Genomic DNA, 16834 nt, shown 5'->3' with positions numbered 1-16834 from the left:
GGTGTGCGGAACCTGACGTTTTTCAGGGGGCATATCGGCCAAGGGATGGGCAATCGTGAGCGGCAACCCGACATTGGAGCGGATAGCCAGAGGCAACGCGCTGGCGCTGTGCGCGACCGGCTCGTGGACGGCCCGCTTTGCGCCAATGCTGGAACGAATGGTCGCCGACGCCGAGAAGCTCGGCGGCACCCGGCCCAACATCTTTATCGACGCCTCCCAGGTGTCGAAACTCGACACGTTCGGCGCCTGGCTGATCGAGCGGCTGCGGCGAAGCCTGACCCAGGGCGGCGTCGAGGGTGAGATCGCCGGGCTGTCGGCCAATTATTCGAGCCTGGTCGACGAGGTGCGCCGCGTGAAGGCCGAGCCGATCGTCGAAACCGATCGGGTGACGATCACGGGCATGCTGGAGCAGATCGGCCGCACCGTGGCCGGCGTCGGCGGCACCTTGATCGGGCTGATCGACATGCTGGGCGCGGTGCTCGCCGCGGCCGCCCATGTCCTCATTCGCCCGCGCGGCTTCCGCCTGACCTCGACCATCCATCATCTGGAGCAGGTGTGCTGGCGCGCGGTGCCGATCGTGGTGCTGATCACCTTCCTGATCGGCTGCATCATCTCGCAGCAGGGCATTTTCCATTTCCGCAAGTTCGGCGCCGACATCTTCGTGGTCGACATGCTGGGCGTGCTGGTGCTGCGCGAGATCGGCGTGCTCTTGGTGGCGATCATGGTGGCGGGTCGCTCGGGCTCGGCCTACACCGCCGAACTCGGCTCGATGAAGATGCGCGAGGAGATCGACGCGCTGCGCACCATGGGTTTCGACCCGATCGAGGTTCTGATCCTGCCGCGGATGCTGGCGCTGGTGCTGGCATTGCCGATCCTGGCGTTTCTGGGTGCGATGGCAGCCCTTTACGGCGGCGGGCTGGTGGCGTGGCTCTATGGCGGCGTCGAGCCCGAAGCGTTCCTGCTGCGGCTGCGCGACGCCATCTCGATCGATCATTTCGTGGTCGGCATGATCAAGGCCCCGGTGATGGCGGCCGTCATCGGCATCGTGGCCTGCGTCGAGGGACTGTCCGTGCAGGGCAGCGCCGAGTCGCTCGGCCAGCACACGACGTCCTCCGTCGTGAAGGGGATCTTCTTCGTGATCGTGATGGACGGCCTGTTCGCCATCTTCTTCGCATCGATCGGAATGTGACCATGGCGGGCGAGATTTCCGACGCCATCATCCGGGTTCGCGACATCACCGTGCAGTTCGGCAAGACGCGGGTGCTCGACGGGCTCAACCTCGACGTCAAGCGCGGCGAGATTCTCGGATTTGTCGGCCCGTCGGGCGCCGGAAAATCGGTGCTGACGCGCACTATCATCGGTCTCGTGCCCAAGATTGCCGGAAGCATCGAGGTGTTCGGCGTCGATCTCGATGCGGCGAGTGCAGCGGAGCGCCGCGGTGTCGAGCGTCGCTGGGGCATTCTGTTTCAGCAGGGCGCGCTGTTCTCCTCGCTCACGGTGCGGCAGAACATCCAGTTTCCGGTGCGCGAATATCTCAAGGTCTCGCAGCGGCTGCTCGACGAGATCATGGTGGCGAAGCTTGGCATGGTGGGCTTGCGGCCCGAGGTCGCCGACCGCTATCCGTCCGAACTTTCCGGCGGAATGATCAAGCGCGTGGCGCTGGCGCGCGCGCTCGCGCTCGATCCCGAACTGGTGTTCCTGGATGAGCCGACCTCGGGGCTCGATCCGATCGGCGCCGGGGACTTCGACGAGCTGGTGCGCACCCTGCAGCGCACTTTGGGCCTGACCGTTTTCATGGTAACCCACGATCTCGACAGCCTTTATACGGCCTGCGATCGCATCGCTGTTTTAGGGAACGGTAAGATCATTGCTGCAGGTTCGATCGCCGACATGCAGGCCTCGCAGCATCCCTGGCTGAGGCAATATTTCCACGGCAAGCGCGCCCGCGCGGTCATGGGCTAGAGCGTGATCACGAAGCGGGCACCGGTTTTTGATCAAATCATGCTCAAACAAGCGATAAATGACGGGTCTGATCGGCGAGGCTGAACAGACCCAGGTTTCGGAGTACCTTGAGTTATGGAAACGCGGGCGAATTACGTCCTGATCGGAGCCTTCACGCTGGCGGTGATCGCCGCTGCGTTCGGCTTCGTGCTGTGGTTTCAGAGCCTGCACACCACCAAGCAGCGCAGCCCGATCCGCATCGTGTTCGAAGGCCCGGCGTCTGGCCTCCGCAATGGTGGCAGCGTCAACTTCAACGGTATCAGGATAGGGGAGGTTGTCTCCGTCAAGCTCGACAATCCGCGGCGGGTGGTCGCACTCGCGATGGTTGAGAACAACGCCCCGATCCGCAAGGACACGCTCGTCGGCCTTGAATTCCAGGGACTGACCGGCGTCGCGGCGATCTCGCTGAAGGGCGGCGAGGAAAACGCCGCTGCGGTGCCGCTCGACGAGGATGGCGTGCCGATGCTGACCGCCGATCCAAGCGCGCTGCAGGACGTGACGGAGTCCATTCGCGCCACGCTGCAGAACGTCAACCGGATCGTTGCCGACAACCAGGAATCCGTGAAGAACTCGCTGCGGAATCTCGAAACCTTCACCGCTGCGCTCGCGCGCAATTCCGAGAAGATCGACAACGTCATGCTCCGGGTCGATGGCGTGATGGGCAAGGCCGACAGTCTGATGCTCGGGTTGAACACGATCGCAGGCGGCGCCGCCGGCGGCGAATTGAATCTGATGGTGAAGTCGATCCGTGAACTCGCCGAGGATTTCGACAAGCGGTCGGGCGCACTGATGGCCGATGGCCGCCGCACGCTCTCCGACATCAGCCGCGCCGTGAACAATTTCGACCGCAACCCGACCCGCGTGATCTTCGGCGGCGGCAACAGCCAGGCGGCAGCACCGCCGCCGCCACCGGCGCCACCACCGGCGGCCCCGAGGGCGCCGAGCGGGCAGAAGCGGCAGTAGTCACGAGCAACGATTAGATATCGAGCGCGACCAGCGTCATAGCGAGCCAACGGGTCAGCGCGAAGCGCCGCCCGATGACAGGCTCTGCGAAGCAATCCACGTTGCCGCGTGAGAAGAATGGATTGCTTCGTCGCTTTGCTCCTCGCAATGACGGCATCATCAAGCCGCAGGCTGCTCGCCCTCGCGGGCCCTTATTTGAAAGCAATTTTTTGCATCCGGGCGTGCGAAAAGTATTCAACTTTACTTTCAGTAAGCTGCCCTCGTGTTTGCCGGGCGATTTCAATATCTTCTTGATCCAATCGCTGGTTTTCGGTCTCGTCGTTGAACTGATGGTAGTGGGCAGTTTCGTACTCGATCACCCAGTTCTCGATTCTTTGGACGAGTTCAGGAGAAAGGCCGATTACGCGAGGATCGAGATATTCCCCAGCGAGGGAGTCCTTGATGCCCGTTCCGGACAGCATTCCATCGATCGTTAGATAGCGCATTCAGGCCCTCGGGGATCTCTAACAAAGACGGAGGCATCGCTGCCTCCGTCTTTATTTCCAACTTGCTACTCGCTTTTTACCCCAGCCGTCCCGCCGCGTGCGCGAGCAGGGTGTAGACGAGTCCTGTCTCCGAGGTGAGGTGGCCGCGCAGCGCCTGCGGTCCGCGATCTTCGCGCGCGACTTCGTCGAGCAGCCGTTCGAACTCGGCGATATAGCGGTCGACCGTCTGCTTGAAGCCGCGGTCGGCGCGGTATTTGCGCGCGACTTCGTCGAACGCCTTCTGACCGGCGGGCGTGTAGAGCCGCTTGGTGAACGCCTTGCTCTCGCCGCGCTGATAGCGGTCCCACATTTCGGAGGCGAGGTTGCGATCCATCAGCCGGCCGATGTCGAGCGACAGCGACTCCAGCGGATTGGCGGGGGTCTGCGGCGGGCGGCCACGGGGCGCTTCGCGTCCGCCACCGCCGCCGTTATCGGTGCGGTGGAGGAGGTCGGACAGCCATCCGTCGCCGCGTCCAGCGTCCTGGCTTGCCGGCGAGACCGGCGGAGCTTCGGCGCGGCGCGTGGCCGGCATGCCGAGGTCCGGCGGCGGTAGCGTCGATGCGCTGCCGGCGTCGCGCATGCGCACTTCGTTGCGACTGTCGTTGCGACCGCCGGCGGCGGCCATCGCTACCGGCTCCTCCTGGCGCTGCACGCTGGCGCGACCGGAGGTCACGACGTCGAGGCCGCGGCCATGATGAGCGACGATCCGGTTGAGCTCGGCGAGCGCCTCGATCTGGTCGACGATCACCTTGCGCATCTGCGCGGTGTTGTCGGCGGCCTCCTGCGGCATCTCGAGCACGCCGCGGCGCAGCTCGTTGCGGGTCGCCTCGAGCTCGTTGTGCATTTCGGCGGCCATCTGCTTCATGGACTGAACCATCGCGCCGAACTTCTCGGTCGACTGCTTGAACATCGCATCCGTCTCATGGGTGCTCTGCTGGTACAGGTCGTTCATCGCATGGAGGGTCTGCTGCCGCTCGTTTTCGGCCGCAGTGCGCACCGCTTCGAACTGGCGGCTGATCGCGGCCGATCCGGCGCCGGCGGTTTCCGCGACCACGCGCGCGATATCGCGGGCGCGCTCTTCGGCCGCGGCGAGCGATTCGTCGAGCAGGCCGGTGAAGCGCGACAGGCGCTGGTCGAGGTCGGTGGTGCGCAGGTCGATGGTGGTCACCAGCGATTCAAGCTGCGACTTGCGGTCGGCGACCGAGGTCGAGGTGGTACGGTTGGCCTGTTCGACCACTCCGGCTGCCTCGACCAGTTCCTTGCCGTGCTTCTCGAACTCGGTCGACAGCGAGCCGAGATCCTCCAGCGCTTTCGAGGTCTTGCTGTTGAAGACGGTGAGCTGGTCTTCCAGGGTCTGCGTGGCGATCCCGTTGCGGGCGGTGACGTCGTTCATGGCGGACACGAAGTCGGCCACGCGGGTCACCAGCGCGCGCTCCAGCGAGTTGAGATTGTCGTGGGCGCCGGTCAGCACTTCCTGCAGCAGGATGTTGCCTTCACGCAGCCGCTCGAACAGCGCCACCGTATCGGTGCGCAGGATCTTGCTGGTCTCCTGCATTTCGGTGACGGCGGCGATCGACACCTGACGCGACTGGTCGATGGCCGAACGCGACGCCTGTTCGATGTCCTTCAGCGACTTGGCCACCGCGCCGGTGGCGAGATCGCCCGCGGACGTGATCGTGCGCGCGACTTCCGAGCCGTGGGTCGACATCGATTGCGAGAAGGCCTGGCCGCGGGACTCGATCGATTTCAGTGCGTCGGCGGTGACGCGGTCGATGTCGGTCGTCAGTTGCGTGGCCCTGGTGCTGAGTGCCTCGACCAGCGAACCGCGGCGGCTGTCGACGATCTGCGCCAGACGGTCGGTCTGCTGCTGAACGTAGGTGACGATTTCGTCGGTCTTGCCGGTCATCGTCGAGCCGAAATTGCTGCTCGCGGCGAGCACTGAACGCTCGATATCGGCGGAGGTCGATTTGACCTTGGTGCTGACCTCGTTCGTTGCGGCGACCAGCGCGCTCTGCGCGTTCTGCGCTGATGTCTGGATGGTGTCGGTGGTGCTGGCGGTGACGACGCCGAGCGAGCGCTCCATGTCGGCGGCGATCGCCTTGATCTGGTTCGCGGCGTCGGCGGAGGTCGCGGAAAACGAGATCTGGGCTTCGCGCGCGGTACCGAGGATGGAGGCGGCGGTGCCGGCCCCGACCGCGGTCAGGGTGCGTTCGACATCGATCGCCAGCGACTTGACGTGGTTGGCGGCTTCGGTCGACGCCGTGATCAGCGTGTTCTGCGCTTCGCGCGCGCCCGTCGTGATCGACTCGGCGGTGGCATTGCCGGCCATCGAGAGCGAGCGCTCCACGTCCGCGGTGAGCGACTTGACCTGGCTCGATGCCTCGGCGGACGCGTTCATGAGGGTGCTCTGGGCCTCGCGGGCGCCCGCGGTGATCGACTCGGCGGTTGCCGTTCCGGCGATCGAGAGCGAACGCTGAACGTCGGCTGCGAGCGACTTGACCTGAGTTGCGGCCTCGGTAGAGGCGGCAAACAGCGTGTTCTGTGCTTCGCGGGCGCCGGCGGTGACGGCCTCGGCGGTTGCAGTTCCTGCGATCGACAGCGAACGCTCGACGTCGGCGGCAAGCGACTTGACGTGGTTTGCCGCGTCCGCGGATGCGGTCACCAGCGTGGTCTGCGCCTCGCGCGCGCCGGACAGAACCGACGCGGCCGTGGCGTCGCCTGCTGCCGAAAGGGTGCGCTCGATGTCGGCGGCGAGAGACTTGATCTGCGAGGCAGCCTCGGAGGAGGCCGACACCAGCGAGGTCTGGGCACCCTGGGCGCTGGTGAGGATCGAAGCGGCGGCGCCGGTGCCGACGGCGGTGAGGGCGGCTTCGACCTCGGCCGAGGTCAGCTTGAGTTGTGCGCCGACATCGGAGGAAACCGTCAGCAGCGCCTGCTGCGCGGTGCGCGCGCCGGTCTGGATGGTCTCTGCGGTGTTGACGACGAGATTGGTCAGCGAGCGCTCGGCATCCTCGACATGCGATTTGATGCCGGAGGACAGCATCTCGGCGCGCGACATCAGGTCTTCGCTGGCCTGGCGGCCGCTGCTTTCGATCCGGCCAGCCACGGCTTCGATGCGTGAGCCGAGCAGATCCTCGAACTGCGCCACGCGGGTGTCGATGTCGCCGGCGATGGCGCCGACACGCGTCTCGATGCCGCTGGCGAGGTCGCCGACCCGGATCTCGATGCCGCTGGCGATGCCGCCGACCCGCGTCTCGAGTCCACTGGCGATGTCGCCGACTCGCGTCTCAATGCCCTGGTGAATTTCCTGGAACCGCGCCTGGATGGTGTCGGTCAGATAGACGCTGCGGCCATCGAGGGTTTCGGTGACGTTGGCAATACGATGGTCAACCGCTGCAATCGCCTGCGCGGTGCCCTCGGTCAGCGAGGAGGTGAGGAGGGTAAGCCGCTGGTCGATCGACTGGATCGCCTGCGCGGCGCCGTCGGTCAGCGAGCCCGTCAGTGTGCTGAGGCGGTTGTCGATGGTCTCGGTGACGGACCTGGCGCGGGTGTCGAACGTCGTCTCAAGTGATTGCAGACGGCCGTCGACGGTCTCATCGAACCATTTGATCTTGTTGTCGAGCGAAGTATCGAGACTGCTGACGCGGGTGCCGAGCGTAGTTTCGAACTGCAGCAGGCGCTGATCGAGGGAGGCGGTGATCTCGCCGCTGTTCGCGACGAGGCGGGTGTCGAAAGTGTCGACGTAATTCTTCAGGCTGTCGCTGATCTCCTGGGTGCGCGCGCCCATGCGCTCGACGATCTCGCCGCCGAAGGTTTTGACGGTGCGATCGAACTCGGAGATATGGCGCGTGATCAGCGCACCGAGCGTGCCGCTGTCGCGGGCGAATTTTTCCGCAAGCTCGCTGCCCTGGTTCTTCACTAGCTCGTCGTAGGCGCTCATCTGCAGCGCGAGGCTGTCGTGCGCGTTCTCGGTCTGGCTGATCACCTTGGCAACCAGCGTGTTCACGGTCACGTCGAGCGCGTCGCTGGCCTTGTCGCCGGAGGTGAGGATGCGGCTCGCCAGGCGGTTGCCGGCATCGTCGATCTTGCCGACGAGATCGCCCGAGCGCAGTTCGAGTTCGAGCAGCAGCGAGTCGGAGGAATTCTTCAGGGAGTCGTGGACCTGCTCGGTGCGGTCGGAGATGCCGTCGACGATGGTCGAGGAGCGCTGCTCGAATTCGCCGGTGATGCGATCGATACGTTCGTTCAGCATCTCGTGGACGCGATCGGCAAGATCGACGAACTCGTCGTGGACGTGGCCGGTCTTGAAGTTGAGGCTGGTGGTCAGCCGCTCGGACGCGTCGAGCACGGCGCGCGTGGTCTCGGCGCTGGCTTCTTCCAGGCGGTCGAGCAGGTCGCCGCCGCGCTCGCCGAGCGCGAGGATCATGTTGTCGCCGGCATGGCTGAGCGCGCTCGTGATGTGCTGGCCGCGCTCTTCCAGCGCGCCGGTGATGCTTTTCGCGACCTCGTCGACGCGTGAAGCGATCGCATCCGAAATCAGCGCGATGTCGTGGCGCAGATCGATCTGGACGCCGGAAATGGCGCTGCGAACCTGCTCGGCCTGGCCGACCAGATTGTCGCGCTGATGCGCGATGTCCTGGAGCAGCGCGCGGATCCGCACCTCGTTGTCGGAATAGGCGCGCTCGAGGGCTGCGACTTCATTGGCGACGAGCGTTTCCAGTTCGCCGGCGCGCGCGATCGCGCGCTCGACGCCGTCGCCCATCGCAGCGACTTCGCGGCGAATCGCTTGCCCTACGGTCACCATCGAATCGGCGGCGGCGCCCTCGGGCTCGGAGAAGCGGATCGCGACCTGCGCCATCGACTGCGCGATCATCCGCATTTCCTGGCCGCGCCAGGCGAGGCTGGCGAGGAAATAGAACAACAGCACCGGTGCAAAGAACAACGCGGCAAGGCCGGCGAGCACCAGCACGCCGCCGCTCTGTCCGATCGCCGCCTGCAGCGCGGGCAGGAAGCTGACGGTCAGCAGGCCACAACCGATCACCCAGACGCCGCCAAACACGGAGGCAAGCGTGTAGACGCTGCGGGCAGGTTGGTTCTTCTGGATCGCCTGCAGGATCTGTCCGATGGTTTCGCGATCGTCATTGGCGGCGCGGCGGGGGCTGCGCGGCTCCTCCATCGAATCGAACACCTGTCGCTCCGCGCTTCCGCGCGTGTCGAACGGCGTTTCGGAATAGGCGGGGGCGGCGGAGGGCATGGAAGGCGGCGAGAGTTCGCCGCCGATCGAATTTCGGTTGGCGTCGACGCTCGTATCGCTGATGTTGAGCGCTTCCTGAATGGCGGAGAGCGCGACTTCAGTGGGATCTTTGACCTTCTTGGGATTGTTCGCCATGTTCAGTCCGAGCCCTCTTAACCATGCACCCAGCCGTTCTCGCAAAAAACCTGCAAGTTCGAAGCTGGATTCATAACCCCCCGCGGACCGCAAGCGTGCCCGCCGGCAGCTTGTCCGCACACGTCCGCAAACATCCTATTGGTTGAGCGATACGAATGAAATGGCCGTGATTAAGACATTCTTAATCATCGTTAACAGCTTTGTTCCTTAAGGCCCTAAAGATACACAAGTTTCTGGAACCACATCGTCGATCAAGACGGATTGGTGACTAAAATAGGGCGAATATGTGGCGAGTTCGGAGAACGTTCCATTAACCGGTCCGTGGTTGGTTGTTGAAAAGTCCTCTCCGAATCGCTGCGGCGAGGCGATCCGGACCTCAAATCATGCCGCTTCATCTCGAACGGATACAATGGATGCCATCGCCGCCGCTGGCTCCCGATGACGGGCCGATCGATTTCGAACATCTCAGCCGCATGACGCTTGGCGATGCCGGCCTCGAGCAAGAAGTGTTGGCGATGTTCGTGGCGCAGTCGGCAAGACTGGTCCACACGCTCGCTGCCATGCCTGCGGATGCCAGCGCGCTGGCGCATACGCTGAAAGGCTCGGCCCGCGCGATCGGCGCTTTTGCCGTCGCGGATGCCGCAGCCCGGCTGGAGGCGGCCATCGCCAGAGGCTTCGATGCGTCCGCTGCGCTCGCCGAGCTCGACGAGGCGGTTGCGGAGGCTCGGGCGGCGATCGAGCCCGTTCTGCGCCGTTCCTGAGCGAAAAAGCGGTCCGTATCGGCCAAAATTCCGGTAAAGTGCTGCCTTAAGGTTTTCGTCCCGACCGCTGGCGCTGTGCGGATCGACCCGTTATAGGACTGCCGGGACCTTCCTTACATATTCCGGCAGCACGAGCGATCATGGCCAAAATCCACTTTGTCGACCATACCGGCGAAAAACGAACCATTGAAGTCGAGAACGGCGCGACCGTGATGGAAGCCGCGATCCGCAACGCCATTCCCGGCATCGAAGCCGAATGCGGCGGCGCCTGCGCCTGCGCGACCTGCCACGTCTATGTCGACGAAGCCTGGCGCGAGAAGGTCGGCGCTCCGACCCCGATGGAAGAAGACATGCTGGATTTCGGTTTCGACGTGCGGCCGAACTCGCGGCTGTCGTGCCAGATCAAGGTAAGCGACGACCTCGACGGCCTCGTGGTGTCGACGCCGGAACGACAGGCCTGAAGTTCGAAAAAACATTCAGCGCGATCCGGTGTTGGCGGTCTCCGCGAGATGGTCGTCGACCGCATATAGCGTGCAATCGGGCGCGTACTCCGCGCAGCCGGCGAGGGCAGCCTCCGCCGCTTCACGTGTCGACCGGCGCCCGCCGCGGAAAGCGAAAGCTCCTTTTGGCGAGACGGCAAAGGCCCGGTGCGGGCTGGCGGAAAGATAATCGGCAAATCCCGCGCGCCCCTTGTCGCGCAGTTGCGGCGGTGGCGACATCGGCGATGGCGCCGGCATCGCGGCGATATCGCGCGTACCCAGATTTTGATCGCGCAGGAAGCTATCCACCACAGGCGTCCACAGCGGTATCCCGCGCGAAAACAGCGAATGGCCGTCGTCGCCGAATGGCGGGACATCGATAAATTGGGCACGCCCGCCGGCGCCGGTGAACGCCGTGTGCATTCGGCGCACCAGTTCGGGCCCGAAGAACTTGTCGTTCTGTGCGTAGATCCACAGCGTCGGAATCCGCGACGTCTTGCCTAGCGTGGCGAAGGCGCGGACCAGCGCATCCTCGTCGCAGACGTCATTGTCGGCGCGCGAACCGCGGCCACCGGCGAAGTTGATCGCGGCAGCGAGCCCCTGCGGTGGATCGGCGGTCAGCGCCAACGACGCGAAGCCGCCGGCAGAGACGCCGACCGCGATCATGCCATTGGTCGAAACGTCGGTCCGGCTACGCATGGCCTCGATCGCCGCGCGCAGATCGCTGGCTGACTGCGATGCCGCACGCAAATATTCGCGCCTGTCGCACGGGCCGCTGCTCTCGGCATATTGGCCACCGGAGTCGCCGTATCCTCTGCGCATGAAGACCAGTGCCGCAAAGCCCCGGCGGGCGAATTCGAGGGCTTGCCGATAGGATCGATACGGCGACATCGGCGCCCGCGCCGACCCCTCGCGTGGGGTGCCGTGGCTGATCAAGGCGAGCGGATAGCGGCGCGTGCCCGACGGCCGCAGCAGCATCGCTTCAAGTCCGCGCGGGCCCGCGGCCTCCATCGGAATACGCAGGTCCTCGCGATGATAGTCCGCCGCGGCGGCAGGCTGTAGCGCGGCGCCGGCGAACGCAAGAAGGAGCAGCGCGGCGCGCCTCATCCGGGATCCACGCCGCGGCGGATCCACGGCGCAAATTTCGCTTTCAGCTCAGGTGTCAGCGGTGCCGGCTTGCGCGTGACTTCATCGATCAGGACGGTGATCGCGCGCGCTGATGCTATGCATTTGCCTTCGGAAAACACCACCTGATCGAAGCTCACCGAGGTGCGGCCGAACTTGGCGACGCCGAGCCCCAGTTCGATCTTGCCCGGCCAGTGCAACTCGGCGCGGAAATGGATATCGATCCGCACCATGATCCAGCCGAGTCCTTCCGGCATCAGCCCGTAGCTGCGGTCCTTCATCAGCGTGACGCGGCCGGTTTCGAAATAGGTGGCGTAGACCGCGTTGTTGACGTGCTGGTTGGGATCGAGGTCGGCAAATCTCACATTGTCCGACAGGCGATAGGGAAAATCCTCCAGACGCGGGGTCGCGTCGGGACGCAAGGGTGCGTTCACGGGGGCCATCTCCGAAAATCTCGTTCCCTTACAGCCCACTTGTCGAATGACGGCAAGGGGTTGCGGCCGTCGCGAACGCCATATTATGGCTTTCCTGTTAGCCCGGGGTTGGCTAGACAGATGCAGCCTTCCCGCCAGGTTCAACCGAAAAGAAGCTGACATGAGCGAAGTGATCAAAACCGATGTGCTGATTATTGGCGCGGGTCCGTGCGGCCTGTTTGCGGTCTTCGAACTGGGCCTCTTGGACATGAAGGCGCATGTGGTCGACATCCTCGACAAGATCGGCGGCCAGTGTGCCGAGCTCTATCCGGAAAAACCGATCTACGACATTCCCGGCATTCCCTTCGTCACCGGCCAGGGCCTGACGGACGCACTGCTCGAACAGATCAAGCCGTTTCATCCGACCTTCCATCTCAACGAGATGGTGGAGACGATCGAGAAGATCGGCGATCCCGGCTTTCGCGTGACGACTGATGCCGGCCAGGTGTTCGAATGCAAGGTGGTCGCGATTTCGGCGGGCGGCGGCTCGTTCCAGCCAAAGCGTCCGCCGGTGCCGGGCATCGAGGCCTATGAAGGCACCTCGGTGTATTACGCCGTGCGCAAGATGGAGCAGTTCCGCGACAAGAGCATCCTGATCGTCGGCGGCGGCGATTCCGCGCTCGACTGGACGCTCAATCTGCATCCGATTGCGAAACGCGTGACGCTGCTGCACCGGCGCGACGATTTCCGCGCGGCGCCTCACAGCGTCGAGCAGATGCGCGCGCTGGTGGCTGGCGGAAAAATGGATCTGAAGATCGGTCAGGTCACCTCGCTGGAAGGCGAGGGTGGCAAGCTTTCCGGGGCCGTGATGAAAGGCAACGACAACGCGATCTCGAAGATCGACTGCGATACGATGCTGCCGTTCTTCGGGCTGACCATGAAGCTCGGCCCCGTGGCGAACTGGGGCGTCGCGCTCGAGAACAATCTGGTGCCGGTCGACACCGCGGCGTTCGAGACCAATGTTCCCGGCATCTTCGCGATCGGCGACATCAACACTTATCCCGGCAAGCTCAAGTTGATTCTGTCCGGGTTCCACGAAGGCGCGCTGATGGCGCAGAAGGCGCACCGCTACGTCTATCCGGACAAGCGGCTGGTGTTCCAGTACACCACCTCGTCGTCGAGCCTGCAGAAGAAGCTCGGAGTCAACTGATTCCCAAAAAATGACAGTTGGGCTCCCGGAGCTTTACCGGAACCGCGCGGCGATCGTTACTGGAACCGTCCGCGAAATGGCCTTAGTCTGCGCCCATTCATTTAGGGAATTGATCAGGTGATGACGATGCGCAAGCTGACCGGATTTCAACTGATACTCCCGATCGTGATTGTGCTCGCGTTTGCCGGGGAACTCGCCGCACAGACGGCGGAACCTTCTGCGACCGGCCTTTGGCAGAAGGTCGAGAAGGGCAAGCCGGTCGGATGGTTTCTGGTGGTCGATCGCAACGGCCTCTTCGAAGGCGCGTTCGCCAAGCTTTTTCTCGAGCCCGGCGATCCTCCGAATCCGATCTGCTCGAAATGCACCGACGATCGGAAGGATGCGCCGTGGCTCGGGCTCTCCTTCATCCGCGACATGAAGCGTGACGGATTGAAATACGAGAACGGCAACGTGCTCGATCCGCGCGACGGCAAGATCTACAAGGCCAAGATGACGCTGAGCCCCGATGGGCAGACGCTGACGATGCGCGGCTATCTCGGCATCTCGCTGCTGGGCAAGGATGAGATCTGGACCCGCCTGCCGGACACGGAGTTGGCGCAGGTCGATCCCGCGATCATCGCAAAATATCTGCCGGCGCAGGCCGCGGCGATGAAGCCGCCGGCTGGTGCAGCAAAGGCGCCCGCAGCGCCCAAGAAGGCTACGGCACCAGCGCCGGCTCCCGCACACCCACCTGCACCTGCTCCTGTTCGCTAGTAAAGTCCGCCGGCTCTGCCTGGTGGCCGCGGCGCGCCCGGCGCAGTCGGGATCGGCGCCACCGGTTGCGACGTGACTTCAGGCACCGCCGCATCGAGCTGCAGCACGGCGGCAGCGGCCGGCACGGCGGCATCCGCCATCGCGGCGTGGCCCTCGGCGCTCGGATGCACCGCGCCGCCATAGACCGCCGACAACACGCCCCAGGTTGCGTCATGGATGTCGGCCGGCTGCTGCGATGTCGGCAGGCCTTGCGGGTAGGTCATTGCCGCGAAGTAGCTGTCATTGGCATCGCGGATCCAGCGCGCGCGGGGCAGATAGGCGCGGTACTCCCCGGCGCTGCGGCCGCACAGCATCGGCTGGCTGGCGGCGGTGACGATATCGGGATCGAAGCTGTTGCCGGTCGCCGAGAAGCACTGCCGATCGAATTCGGGATCGCTTTCGGCGCGCGCACAGAAGCCGTGGCTGGCAAAGCTGGTCTGATGGCTATCGACGAAGGTCATGCGGTCGGTGCCCGGATTGCGGCACAGGATGCCGCCTTCGCAGAGCGCCAGCCCTTTCAACTGCGGCAGGAATTCGCTTTCGACGAAGTTCGACACGGCCGCCAGCCGCTGCGGCTGGGCGTTGAAGGAGGGATGAATGTCGAAGCCGGCGCGTCCGCCGGGGCAGGGCGCGCCGCCATTCGCCACCGTCGGATTGGCGTAGGAGGTGTAGACCACCCGCGACAGGTCGCCGCCGACCAGCGGCTTCAGCGCCTCGCGCAGTTTTGCAAAGCCCTGCGGCAGGTCCCGCGTCATCGCCGAGCGCGCGTCGTCGACTGAAGCCATGACGCCGCTGCGCCGAAACAGCGCGCGTTCGGTCGCCGTGTCCACGATCACGTCCGCGACGAGGCCGGAGAAATAGATGTCGTTGGCCCCGACCGACAGCAGCACCAGGTCGAGCTTGCGATCCGGTTGCCGGCGTTTCGCGGCGGTGAGGGCCTCACGCAGTTCGGCCAGTTGCCCGTTGACGTTGCCCTGGCACGCACCGCCCGATTTCGACGGCAGGCAGTCGCGGGCGCGCTGCGAGCCGAACAGCCCATCGGCAATGGTGGCGCCGGTGCAGGCCAGCGGCAGATAGGTCACCGCGATGTGCGGATATCGCACGGCGAGCGCCATCGCGGTCCGCGTCTGATAGCTGTAGAGCGAACGGTGGCAAGCAGGATTGAACCAGAGCGCGCTCTGGCGTTGCCAAACCGTCAGCGAGTCCGGCGCTTCGCAGGCGCGTCCGCCTTTATAGCCGGCGCGGCTCGGACGGTAGTATTGCGCCGCTGCCGTTCCGAGATAGGAGCGGAAACAAAAGCCCTCATCGGACAGCGCAATCGGCCGGTCCGGATTTCCCTCGCCGGAAGCGACACTGTCGCCGAGGCCGGCGATGAAAATGTCGCGCACCGCGATCTCGGTGAAAACACGCTGACTACCCTCCGAACTGGACACGTCGACGGTGGCAACCGTGGTGCGGCCATAGCGGACCCTGAGATTGACCGGCTCGGCACAGTCGAAGGTGGAGGTTTGCGGGCCGTCGCTATCGTCGAACGTCCAGGCGCAGGTGGCGCCGACCGGAACCGGACCGGTCAGCCGGGCCACGATCGGATGATCGATCGGCGTCAGATAGCTTTCCTTGACGTTGTCGCGGGTGCACGGCTCGTTGACGCGGCCGGCGAGATCGATACAGAGCCGGTTTACGGTGTTACGTGCCCAGCCGCGGCCGTCGCTCTGGATTGCCAGCGCCTGCTCCGAAGCCAGCACGCTGCGGCCGCGCCCGGTTTCGGCGTGCAGCAGGAAATCGCGCTCCTCGCGGAACAGGCGGAAACGGTTGCGCACTTCCCAGGAAATCTGCAGCGGCCCATAGCCGCCGGCGGTCTGGGCCTGCGCAGCGGACGTGGATATGTCGGCCAGCGCACCGGCAACCAGCGCGACCGACATCATCGAACGTAAGAGCATTCCAGCCATGGCGTCGTTTGACGTTAGCGGTAAGGCAGAAATAAGAGAATGAGGCAGCTCTGCCTCAAAAGACCAGACGGCGCAGATAACGACGCCGTTACCAGCCTCAGGATTGCCGGCCCTTGATCGGTGGTCGCACCCGGGCCTTGGCCGTGCAGGCTTCGCCGAGCCGGCGCCGTTCCAGCCAGGGTTGCAGCACGCTGAGCCAGAGTTCGCGTGTGCCCATGATCCAAATCGAGATGCCGAAGGGGATCAGGAAGTACAGGATCCGGAACACCAGCAGCGTCGCCAGCAAGTCTTCTTTGCCGAACTGCGGCAGCGCCACCAGCATCGCGACGTCGAACACGCCGATGCTGCCGGGCGCGTGACTGGCAAAGCCGAGCAGCGTTGCGAGGATGAAGACCACCGCCAGCGAAACGAAATCGATATGCGGCGTCATCGGCATCAGCAGATACATCGCCAGCGCGCAGAAGCCGAGATCGACGACGCCGATCAGGACCTGCAGCAGCGTCAGCCGGGCAGAGGGCAGCACGACCTTCCAGCCGTTCTGACCGAGTTCGCGGCGACCCTCGCCCATCAGCAGCCAGACGAAATAGGCGGCAATGCCGGCAAGGCAGCCGAGCGCGATCAACCGGTTCATCGCCGGCGGCAGCAGATCCATCGCCGTTGCCGCTTCGGGATGCCAGGCCATGCCCATGCCGAGCACGAACAGATTGCCGAGCCAGAAGGTCAGGCCCGAGAGAAAGCAGATCTTGGCGACATCGATCGCGGTCAGTCCGTAATCGGAATAGATCCGGAACCTGATCGCACCGCCGGTAAAGACGGTGGCGCCGATATTGTGGCCGATGGTGTAGCTGGTGAAGCTCGACATCGCGGCGATGCGGTAGGGGACGTGCATCTTGCCGATGGTTCGCAATGCGAAGAAATCATAGAAGGTCAGCGTGCAAAACGCCCCCACCACGCACAGCGCAGCCAGCGCGATGCGATGCGGGGCAATCTCCGTCAGCGCGGTCAGGATAATTCCGGTGTCCACCCCTTTCAGGGTGCGAACCAGATGCGTAACCGCAAAGATGATGATGAGGAGACTCGCAGCGATCCCTAGCCGTTTCCAGCCGATCTTCTCCTTGAAGCCACGCCTGAGCGCGGTCAGCAGCCGATGCATTCATCCTCCCGGCGAGGGGTAATACGTAAAGATGGGACCTGTCACCACTGGTGACAGTCGACGGTCAGAGGCACC

General features: G+C 64.4%; 13 protein-coding genes. 7 read left to right on the top strand and 6 right to left on the bottom strand.

All coding sequences use genetic code 11. From position 1 onward, the window contains the following. The first annotated feature begins 55 nt into the window (after nt 1-55). From KIP88_RS31890 to KIP88_RS31880, 3 genes are all read left to right on the top strand, one after another. Nucleotides 56-1189 (top strand): ABC transporter permease, encoded by a 1134-nt coding sequence (locus KIP88_RS31890; protein ID WP_214492123.1) that lies wholly within the window; start codon nt 56-58, stop codon nt 1187-1189. A gap of 2 nt (nt 1190-1191) precedes the next feature. Beyond that, the gene (locus tag KIP88_RS31885) at nt 1192-1962 is read left to right on the top strand and encodes an ABC transporter ATP-binding protein (RefSeq protein WP_065752586.1); all 771 of its coding nucleotides are present in this window, start codon (nt 1192-1194) and stop codon (nt 1960-1962) included. Nucleotides 1963-2076: 114 nt separating this feature from the next. Further along, nucleotides 2077-2964: an MlaD family protein gene (locus KIP88_RS31880; protein ID WP_214492122.1), complete on the top strand. Its 888-nt coding sequence runs from the start codon at nt 2077-2079 to the stop codon at nt 2962-2964. 191 nt (nt 2965-3155) lie between these two features. On the opposite strand, the gene KIP88_RS31875 is transcribed toward KIP88_RS31880, so the two are convergent. Then, the gene (locus KIP88_RS31875) at nt 3156-3449 is read right to left on the bottom strand and encodes a hypothetical protein (protein WP_214492121.1); all 294 of its coding nucleotides are present in this window, start codon (nt 3447-3449) and stop codon (nt 3156-3158) included. Between the two features lie 76 nt (nt 3450-3525). Continuing rightward, nucleotides 3526-8877 carry a negative regulator of septation ring formation gene (locus tag KIP88_RS31870; protein WP_214492120.1) on the bottom strand — a complete coding sequence of 1784 codons (5352 nt, stop codon included), beginning with the start codon at nt 8875-8877 and terminating at the stop codon, nt 3526-3528. Nucleotides 8878-9260: 383 nt separating this feature from the next. On the opposite strand from KIP88_RS31870, the gene KIP88_RS31865 reads away from it, so the two are divergent. Beyond that, nucleotides 9261-9638, top strand: coding sequence for an Hpt domain-containing protein (locus KIP88_RS31865; RefSeq protein ID WP_214492119.1), 378 nt, complete (start codon nt 9261-9263; stop codon nt 9636-9638). 140 nt (nt 9639-9778) lie between these two features. Beyond that, on the top strand, nt 9779-10099 hold the full coding sequence (locus KIP88_RS31860; RefSeq protein WP_025588945.1) for a 2Fe-2S iron-sulfur cluster-binding protein: 321 nt from the start codon (nt 9779-9781) through the stop codon (nt 10097-10099). 15 nt (nt 10100-10114) lie between these two features. Here the strand turns inward: KIP88_RS31860 and KIP88_RS31855 are convergent, their stop codons facing one another. Next, nucleotides 10115-11224, bottom strand: a complete 1110-nt coding sequence (locus tag KIP88_RS31855; RefSeq protein WP_214492118.1) for a S9 family peptidase — start codon at nt 11222-11224, stop codon at nt 10115-10117. Further along, on the bottom strand, nt 11221-11676 hold the full coding sequence (locus KIP88_RS31850; protein ID WP_214492117.1) for a thioesterase family protein: 456 nt from the start codon (nt 11674-11676) through the stop codon (nt 11221-11223). Before KIP88_RS31850 ends, KIP88_RS31855 begins: the two co-directional genes overlap by 4 nt. Nucleotides 11677-11836: 160 nt before the next feature. On the opposite strand from KIP88_RS31850, the gene KIP88_RS31845 reads away from it, so the two are divergent. Then, nucleotides 11837-12865, top strand: coding sequence for an NAD(P)/FAD-dependent oxidoreductase (locus tag KIP88_RS31845; RefSeq protein ID WP_214492116.1), 1029 nt, complete (start codon nt 11837-11839; stop codon nt 12863-12865). 126 nt (nt 12866-12991) lie between these two features. Next, a complete protein-coding gene (locus KIP88_RS31840) occupies nt 12992-13618 on the top strand; it encodes a DUF2147 domain-containing protein (protein WP_214492115.1) in 627 nt (208 codons plus the stop codon). On the opposite strand, the gene KIP88_RS31835 is transcribed toward KIP88_RS31840, so the two are convergent. Together KIP88_RS31835 and KIP88_RS31830 are read right to left on the bottom strand one after the other, a co-directional pair. Further along, nucleotides 13615-15606: a hypothetical protein gene (locus tag KIP88_RS31835; protein WP_214492114.1), complete on the bottom strand. Its 1992-nt coding sequence runs from the start codon at nt 15604-15606 to the stop codon at nt 13615-13617. The genes KIP88_RS31840 and KIP88_RS31835 overlap by 4 nt on opposite strands. A gap of 97 nt (nt 15607-15703) precedes the next feature. Then, a complete protein-coding gene (locus KIP88_RS31830) occupies nt 15704-16759 on the bottom strand; it encodes a YbhN family protein (RefSeq protein ID WP_214492113.1) in 1056 nt (351 codons plus the stop codon). Between the last annotated feature and the right edge of the window lie 75 nt (nt 16760-16834).

It is taken from the genome of Bradyrhizobium sp. SRL28 (assembly GCF_018596315.1).
GTDB lineage: Bacteria > Pseudomonadota > Alphaproteobacteria > Rhizobiales > Xanthobacteraceae > Bradyrhizobium.
This window is presented reverse-complemented; position numbering and strand designations above follow the sequence as displayed.

Coding starts and splice junctions, on each gene's coding strand:
- KIP88_RS31885 (WP_065752586.1), top strand. CDS start 1,192: ATGGCGGGCGAGATTTCCGACGCCATCATCCGGGTTCGCGACATCACC.
- KIP88_RS31880 (WP_214492122.1), top strand. CDS start 2,077: ATGGAAACGCGGGCGAATTACGTCCTGATCGGAGCCTTCACGCTGGCG.
- KIP88_RS31875 (WP_214492121.1), bottom strand. CDS start 3,449: ATGCGCTATCTAACGATCGATGGAATGCTGTCCGGAACGGGCATCAAG.
- KIP88_RS31870 (WP_214492120.1), bottom strand. CDS start 8,877: ATGGCGAACAATCCCAAGAAGGTCAAAGATCCCACTGAAGTCGCGCTC.
- KIP88_RS31865 (WP_214492119.1), top strand. CDS start 9,261: ATGCCGCTTCATCTCGAACGGATACAATGGATGCCATCGCCGCCGCTG.
- KIP88_RS31860 (WP_025588945.1), top strand. CDS start 9,779: ATGGCCAAAATCCACTTTGTCGACCATACCGGCGAAAAACGAACCATT.
- KIP88_RS31855 (WP_214492118.1), bottom strand. CDS start 11,224: ATGAGGCGCGCCGCGCTGCTCCTTCTTGCGTTCGCCGGCGCCGCGCTA.
- KIP88_RS31845 (WP_214492116.1), top strand. CDS start 11,837: ATGAGCGAAGTGATCAAAACCGATGTGCTGATTATTGGCGCGGGTCCG.
- KIP88_RS31840 (WP_214492115.1), top strand. CDS start 12,992: ATGCGCAAGCTGACCGGATTTCAACTGATACTCCCGATCGTGATTGTG.
- KIP88_RS31835 (WP_214492114.1), bottom strand. CDS start 15,606: ATGGCTGGAATGCTCTTACGTTCGATGATGTCGGTCGCGCTGGTTGCC.
- KIP88_RS31830 (WP_214492113.1), bottom strand. CDS start 16,759: ATGCATCGGCTGCTGACCGCGCTCAGGCGTGGCTTCAAGGAGAAGATC.